This is a genomic window from Noviherbaspirillum sp. (assembly GCF_035654295.1).
Classification (GTDB): domain Bacteria; phylum Pseudomonadota; class Gammaproteobacteria; order Burkholderiales; family Burkholderiaceae_D; genus Noviherbaspirillum.
Map to the genome: position 1 here is coordinate 1 of NZ_DASRXF010000005.1, position 6,911 is coordinate 6,911.

The 6,911-nt window shown below is 62.4% G+C and carries 5 protein-coding genes; 4 read left to right on the forward strand and 1 reads right to left on the reverse strand.

Features of this window, described 5'->3' with window-relative positions; translation table 11 throughout:
• Positions 1–81 (reverse strand): transposase (locus tag VFF99_RS00210; protein WP_325013898.1); only part of this gene is annotated, 81 nt, incomplete at its 3' end.
• 880 nt (positions 82–961) lie between these two features.
• Here VFF99_RS00210 and VFF99_RS00215 point away from each other — a divergent pair.
• From VFF99_RS00215 to VFF99_RS00230, 4 genes are all read left to right on the forward strand, one after another.
• A complete protein-coding gene (locus VFF99_RS00215) occupies positions 962–3,841 on the forward strand; it encodes an EAL domain-containing protein (protein ID WP_325013890.1) in 2,880 nt (959 codons plus the stop codon).
• A 152-nt stretch (positions 3,842–3,993) separates the two neighbouring features.
• A complete protein-coding gene (locus VFF99_RS00220) occupies positions 3,994–5,700 on the forward strand; it encodes a diguanylate cyclase (RefSeq protein ID WP_325013892.1) in 1,707 nt (568 codons plus the stop codon).
• A 125-nt stretch (positions 5,701–5,825) separates the two neighbouring features.
• Positions 5,826–6,230 carry a bacteriohemerythrin gene (locus VFF99_RS00225; protein ID WP_325013894.1) on the forward strand — a complete coding sequence of 135 codons (405 nt, stop codon included), beginning with the start codon at positions 5,826–5,828 and terminating at the stop codon, positions 6,228–6,230.
• 26 nt (positions 6,231–6,256) lie between these two features.
• The coding region (locus tag VFF99_RS00230; protein WP_325013896.1) for an HD-GYP domain-containing protein at positions 6,257–6,911 on the forward strand (655 nt) is incomplete at its 3' end.

Here is a 6,911-nt window from a genome sequence, read left to right on the forward strand (position 1 = left end):
GCACAGTTCCTTCACCGGCACTCCCGCCTCTGCTTGCTTCAAAAACCCGATGATCTGCTCGTCGGTAAATCGCTTCTTCACGTTCGTTCTCCCTGTTGAAAACGAACTTTACTAGATCACCGTGGCACTGTTTATTGGGGGCACATCAGGAACATCGCATTCAAATTTTTGTTCATGCGCTCCTTCATTTTTTTCTCAAAAATCATTTTCGATATTTAGCCTTCCTTAATATGTCCAATAACGTGTTGCCCGATTAGAGATTCCTTTACGGGGAATTCGTTTGGGCGGGTTGCTGACAAGGACGCGAATTTGGTACTAACCAGACTGCAAACTGAGACTTGAGGTCGAGATGGAAAAATTTTCCAAGAGGGTTCGATGTCGGCCATTTCATGCTTCACAGCTAGGCGATTGTTTATGAAATGGCAACTATAGTTCAATGAATACTGGGCTGCCGGACTATTAGCAGGAATTCCGCACTGTTAGAAAAAGGGAGTGCACCGAACACGCTTTCGTTCGAATGCACGGCGCGCTCTTTGAGAGAGTGCGGGCGGTGCGCAGGAACAGTTACTCGGTATCCAGGTTAAGAATTGTCGGAGTACGACTGACTCAACCGGGCGCACGCGCACTCGTGCTCGTCTAACACCTACAACAGCAATGCGTGAAATCTTTTCGCTTACTAGCATGCAGCTCGCTCAAATTTTTCACCCCCACGGACTGAACGAAGGCACGGACGATTCCCCTATTGATACGCAAAGCGCCCGCCCACACTTATCCTCACGGCCTCTTTCCCATCCCCGAGAAAACCAGTCACCGCACCCAAGAAGCCCCACGGGTTTCCCACAGTTGACTTAGATCAAGCCCCCGGTATGATATTTGCTGCGTAGAACCACGCACATTGTCCTGTCCGGTTGCATGAAGCGCTCTGTCAGGGATTCGGCTCAACTTCACCCTGGAGGCTTCCATGGCATCGACACCTGCACTACGCATGCGCGACGACGAAGCCCTCCCCCGCGGAGGATTCCGAGATCTCCTGAACCGCATCGACGGCATCGTCTGGGAAGCCGATCCCGCCACCTTCACCTTCAACTACGTCAGCCCCGCCGCCGAGCGCATCCTCGGCTATCCGGTGGCAGAGTGGCGCGTGCCGGGCTTCTGGGAAAGCCATGTGCATCCGGAGGACCGCGAACGCGTGATGTCGTTCTGTGCGTCGCAAACCCGGGCCGGACACAACCATGAGTTCGAATACCGCATGCTCGCGGCCGACGGGCGTGCCGTGTGGCTGCGCGATTCCGTGACGGTGAGCGTGGAGAACGGCGTGCCGGTTTCCCTGGGCGGGGTGATGATCGACATCAGCGACCTCAAGCGCGCGCAGCAGGATCTGGCCGACCAGGCGCAGTTCCTGCGCGAGCTGGGCGAGGTGATCGGCAGCCCGATCTTCTGGAAGGATGCCGAGGGCCGCTACCAGGGCTGTAACCGGGCGTTCGAGGAATACATGGGCATCGCGCGCCGGGATCTCATCGGCAAGACAGTGTTCGACATCGCGGCCGAGGAGACGGCGCGTATCCACACGCGCGCCGATGCCGAGCTGTTCGCACACGGCGGCACGCAGGTGTACGAAGCGGCGGTGACGTGTCACGATGGCACGCGCCGCCATGTGGCCTTCAACAAGGCGGTGTACCTGAAGGGAGACGGCTCGCTCGGCGGGGTGGTCGGGGTCATGCTCGATGTCACCCGCGAACGCGCGGTGAGCGAAGCACTGGCGCGCGAGAGTGCTTACCTGAAGGCGGTGCTGCAGCACCTGCCGCAGGGGATCAGCGTGTTCGACGAGAACTTGCGCCTGCGGCACTGGAACGATGGCATGGCGGAGGTGCTGAACTTTCCGCCGGAAGTGCTCGCCGAGGGCGCCTACTTCGACGATCTCATCCGCATTCCCGCGCAACGCGGCGAGTACGGGCCGGGCGATCCGGAAGAGCATGTGGCCCGCTTCCATGCGCTGGCGATGGAGTTCAGGCCGCACGAATTCGAGCGGCGCCGGCAGAACGGCAAGGTGCATCTGGTGTGCGGCCGGCCGATGCAGGTGGGCGGCAGGCTGGCAGGCTTTGTCACGACGTATACCGACATCACCGCGCACAAGCTGGTCGAGAAAAAGCTGCAACTGTCCGATACGGTCTTCAACAATACGGCCGTGGGGATCACCGTGACCGATGCGCGGCGACGCATCGTCAAGGTCAACCCCGCGTTCAGCACGATCACCGGCTACGACGAGAGCGAAGTCATCGGCAAGACGCATGTGATCCTCAGCTCGGGCCTGCAGGACGCCGCCTTCTATGCGGCGATGTGGCGTGAGATCGACAGCATCGGCAGCTGGAGCGGGGAGATCTGGAACCGGCGCAAGTCGGGCGAACTGTACGCCGAGCACCTGTCGATCAAGCGCGTGCTGGACAGCGCGGGCGAGGTGATCAACTACATCGGCATCTTCTCCGACATTTCCCATTACAAGATTGCGCAGGACCGCATCGAGCAGCTTTCCTTCTTCGATCCGCTGACCGGCCTGCCCAACCGCGCGCTCCTGCGCGACCGGCTGCAGCAGGCGGTGTACACCGCCGAGCGGCGCCACAGCCGCGTCGCCTTGATGCTGATCGATCTCGATCGCCTGTCGCACGTCAACGATTCGCTGGGGCACCACATCGGCGATCTGTTGCTGCTGCGGGTGAAGGCGCGCTGGCAACCCTTGATCCGCACTTCGGACACGCTCTCGCGCCATATCGGCGATGAGTTCGCGGTGATCCTGGAAGACATCCACGATGCGCAGGATGCAGCCGAGATGGCGGAGAAGCTGCTCGCGGCGCTGGCGCAGCCGTTCGACCTCGAAGGCCACGAGGTCAGCGCCAGCGCTTGCATCGGCATCAGCATTTTCCCGTCCGACGGCAAGACGCCGGATGTCTTGCTGAAGAATGCGGACGTTGCGCTTCACCACGCGAAGGAAGCCGTCGGCGGACGCTTCCAGTTCTTCCGCGAAGAGATGAACCAGGCGGCGACCGAGCGCCTGCTGATCGAGAGCAGCCTGCGGCAGGCGATGGCGCGCAAGGAGTTCCAGGTTTTCTACCAGCCGCAGCTCGAGCTGGCGAGCGGGCGGATCAAGGGCATGGAGGCGCTGGCGCGCTGGCGGCATCCCGAGCTCGGGCTCGTTTCGCCGGCGAAGTTCATTCCCATTGCCGAAGAGACCGGGCAGATCATCGAGATCGGCGCCTGGGTCATGCGCGAGGCGTGCCGGCAGGCGCAGGAATGGCAGGCCGCAGGGCACACGGGACTCGTGGTCGCCGTCAATGTCTCGGCCAAGCAGTTCGAGCATGACGGATTCGCGGCGCAGGTAAAGCAGGTGCTGCGCGAGACGGGCCTGCCGGCGCCCCAGCTGGAACTGGAGATCACCGAGAGCGTCATCATGGACCGGCCTGACCATGTGGTCTCGGTCATGAAGGAATTGCGCGATATCGGCGTGCGCTTCTCGATCGATGACTTCGGCACCGGGTATTCGAGCCTGTCGCAGCTCAAGCGCTTCCCGATCGACACGCTGAAGATCGACCAGTCCTTCACGCGCGACATCGGCCTGGACGAAGGCGGCACGGCAATCACGCGGGCGGTCATTGCGCTGGGCCGCAGCCTGCACCTGCAGGTGGTGGCAGAAGGCGTGGAGACCAGGGAGCAGCAGCACTTCCTCACGCAGCACGGCTGCCACGGCATGCAGGGCTACCTGTTCAGCAAGCCGGTCGAGGCCGCCGCCTTCGCCGCGCTGCTTGCCACACATGCCCCGCCCGGCCCTCCCCCGGAGTGGAATATCTGAGCGTGACGAAGCTGGCAAGGAAATTGCCTTTTTAACTGAAATACGCGGTGGTGCAGCCTGGACAAGGCGGAACCGCGATGGGCGTTCCCATTCCAGGGAAAGCCGGCTTCCGGCTTTCGGGAATCCCGGCTGCGCCTGTCCTCCGGATAAGCATGAAAATCGAACGAAGAATAAAACTGATGATCGCGGTCGCGATCCTGGTGATGGCCGCCACGGCGATCGTCCCCTTCAAGACCGCCGAGAAAGCGGGGCAGCTCCATGCCGCCCTGCTTGAATCCGAAACCCGCATCGCCGTCATTGCCGAAGCGTTTTCGCTCATGAAGGATGCCGAGTCCGGCCAGCGGGGTTTCATCATTACCGGCCAGGAGTCTTTCCTGGAGCCGTACTACAAGGCCGTCGCGCGCCTGGAAGACCAGGAGGCGCTGCGCCGCGCATCGCTCCCCGGCCACGCCGCAGTAGACGTCGACCGTTTCGAAGGCGCGATCCAGCGCAAGCTCGACGACCTGGCGCGCAGCATCGAGCTGCGGCGCTCGCAGGGCAATGAGGCGGCGCGGGCGTCGGTCTCCACCGGCCGGGGCAAGCAGTACATGGACGATATCCGCGTCGAAGTCGCCGCGGTCACTGCCGTCGAGCAGTCGCTGCGCGACAAGCTGCGGCAGGAATCGGCGCATTACGCCGAGCTTGCCGCCGTCACGACATTGGCCGCCACCGTCATCGATCTCTTCCTTGTCGCCGTGGCCCTGCATTTCCTGTTCCGGCTGCTCAAACGCCACCGCTCGACCGCGATCGAACTGCAAAGCCTGAGCAACGAGCTGCGCGGGGGCATGGCCGAGCTCGGGCGCCGCAACGTGGAATTGTCCCTGCTCGCGCAAATGGTTCGCACGCTGGATTCATCCATGTCGCTGGCCGAGACGCTGCAAAGCGTGTCCGTCTTCACGGCCAGGATCCTGCCGGGTACGTCCGGGGAGCTTTTCCTGTACCGCAATTCCCGCAACCTCTTGGAGAAGGCCTCGCAGTGGGGGGAGCCGTCCGATCCGAAGGACGCCATCAAGCCGCACGAATGCTGGGGACTGCGCCTGGGCCGGGTGCATCAGGTGCAGGGCAGGGACGCGCTCTATTGCCCCCACCACGACCGCCGCGCGAGCCAGGATAAGTTTCTGCTTTGCCTGCCGCTATCGGCACAGGGGGAAATCATCGGGCTGATCACGGTCGAAGCGCCGGCGTTGCAGGACGCCGATGCGCCGCTGGCGCCAGGGCGCACGGAGCTGGCGACCGCGCTCGCGGAACAGCTGGCGCTGGTCTTGTCGAATGCGAAGCTCAAGGAAGTCCTCAAGCAGCAATCGATCGTCGATCCGCTCACCAACTTGTTCAATCGCCGCTACATGGATGAAACGCTGTCCCGCGAAATGTCGCGTGCGCGCCGCAAGTCATGCCCGCTGTCGCTGGTGATGATCGATATCGATCATTTCAAGTCGGTCAATGACAGGTACGGGCATGAAGCGGGCGATGCGGTATTGCGCGCGGTTGCCGGGCACATCAAGTCCAGCGTGCGCGAAGGCGACCTCGTGTGCCGCTTCGGCGGCGAGGAGATGGTCATCCTGATGCCCGAATGCGACCTGCAGGATGCCGGCGTGCGTGCGGAAAAGCTGCGCGCCGGCGTGCGAGCGCTAAGCGTTGATTTTGGCGGGCAGACCATCGGTTCGGTGACCGCTTCGTTCGGCGTGGCCTGCTTCCCGTTCCACGGCACCGACGAGGCGTCTCTGATCGCTGCCGCGGACAAGGCGATGTACCAGGCGAAAGCCGCGGGACGCGACCGCGTCCTGCTCGCCGACGCGCCGCAAGCCGCCGCAGTCGCTTGACCTGAGTCAAGCGATTCCGGAAATCCCATGGATATGGGAGGGTTGAGAAAGATCAATCTCGAGTACCCTTCGCCAGTTATATAACCACAATCATTCTGTGGTTATTCTCACTGGAGAGAACAACCATGGCGTACTTTTCCCTCACCGAAGACCTCAAGGTCGGCAATTCCTTCATCGACCAGGACCACCAGAAGCTGGTCGACCTCGTCAACCAGCTGCACACCGCGATGGCGGCGGGGCACGGCAAGGATGTGCTCGGCAAGATTCTCGCCGAGCTGATCCGCTACACCCGCGAGCACTTCAAGCGCGAAGAGGACCACATGCAGCGCATTGCCTACCCCGGCTATGCGGCGCACAAGCAGGATCACGACAAGCTGATCCGGGAAGTCGTCGAGCTGCAGAACAAGTTCAATGCCGGCAACGGCATGCTGTCCGTGCAGGTATCGACCTTCCTGCGCAACTGGCTGGTCAACCACATCATGAAGGCCGACAAGGACCTGGCGACCGCCATCAAGAAGATGGCGGCTTAAGTGCAGGGAGCAGCAAGAAGGCCTTTATGAGCAGTGGCAGCATTGATGTCCGCTTCTTCGACCTGATCCTCTGCGTATCCCGGGCCCTCGACCTGCTGTCGCTGGACCTGTCGGACCACCACATGCGCGTGGCCTACGTCGCCGCCCGCATTGCGGATGCCCTCGGATTGCCGGTGCAGGAGAGGCAGGACGCCGTCCTCGCGGGGGCGCTGCACGATGTCGGCGCCGTGTCCGGTACGCTGCGGCTGTCGCTGCAGAATTACGCTGTCGCGGGCGACGTTCCGCTGGACGCCACGCTCGAAGAGAGCGTGCACACACACGCCATCGAGGGCTACCTGCTGCTGCGTGACTTTCCGCCCTTTGCCCGCGCGGCGGAAGCGGTGCGCTACCACCATGTCGAATGGAACTACCGCCGCGGCAGCGAGTTCAACAACGCGGCGGTGCCCTTGCTGAGCCACGTCCTGCACCTGGCCGACCGGGTTGCGGTCCTGCCGCGGCCGCGCGGCGACATCCTCGAGCAGAGCGCCGACATCCGGCGCAAGGTCGTGGATGACGCCGGCCGGCGCTACCATCCGCAGGTCGTCACCGCCTTCACGCATGCGTCGCGCTCGGAATCGTTCTGGCTGGACCTCGTCAGTCCGCACAAGGAAGAAATCATCCGCTCCGGCTTCGACGGGCAGA

Coding starts and splice junctions, on each gene's coding strand:
- VFF99_RS00220 (WP_325013892.1), top strand. CDS start 3,994: ATGAAAATCGAACGAAGAATAAAACTGATGATCGCGGTCGCGATCCTG.
- VFF99_RS00215 (WP_325013890.1), top strand. CDS start 962: ATGGCATCGACACCTGCACTACGCATGCGCGACGACGAAGCCCTCCCC.
- VFF99_RS00225 (WP_325013894.1), top strand. CDS start 5,826: ATGGCGTACTTTTCCCTCACCGAAGACCTCAAGGTCGGCAATTCCTTC.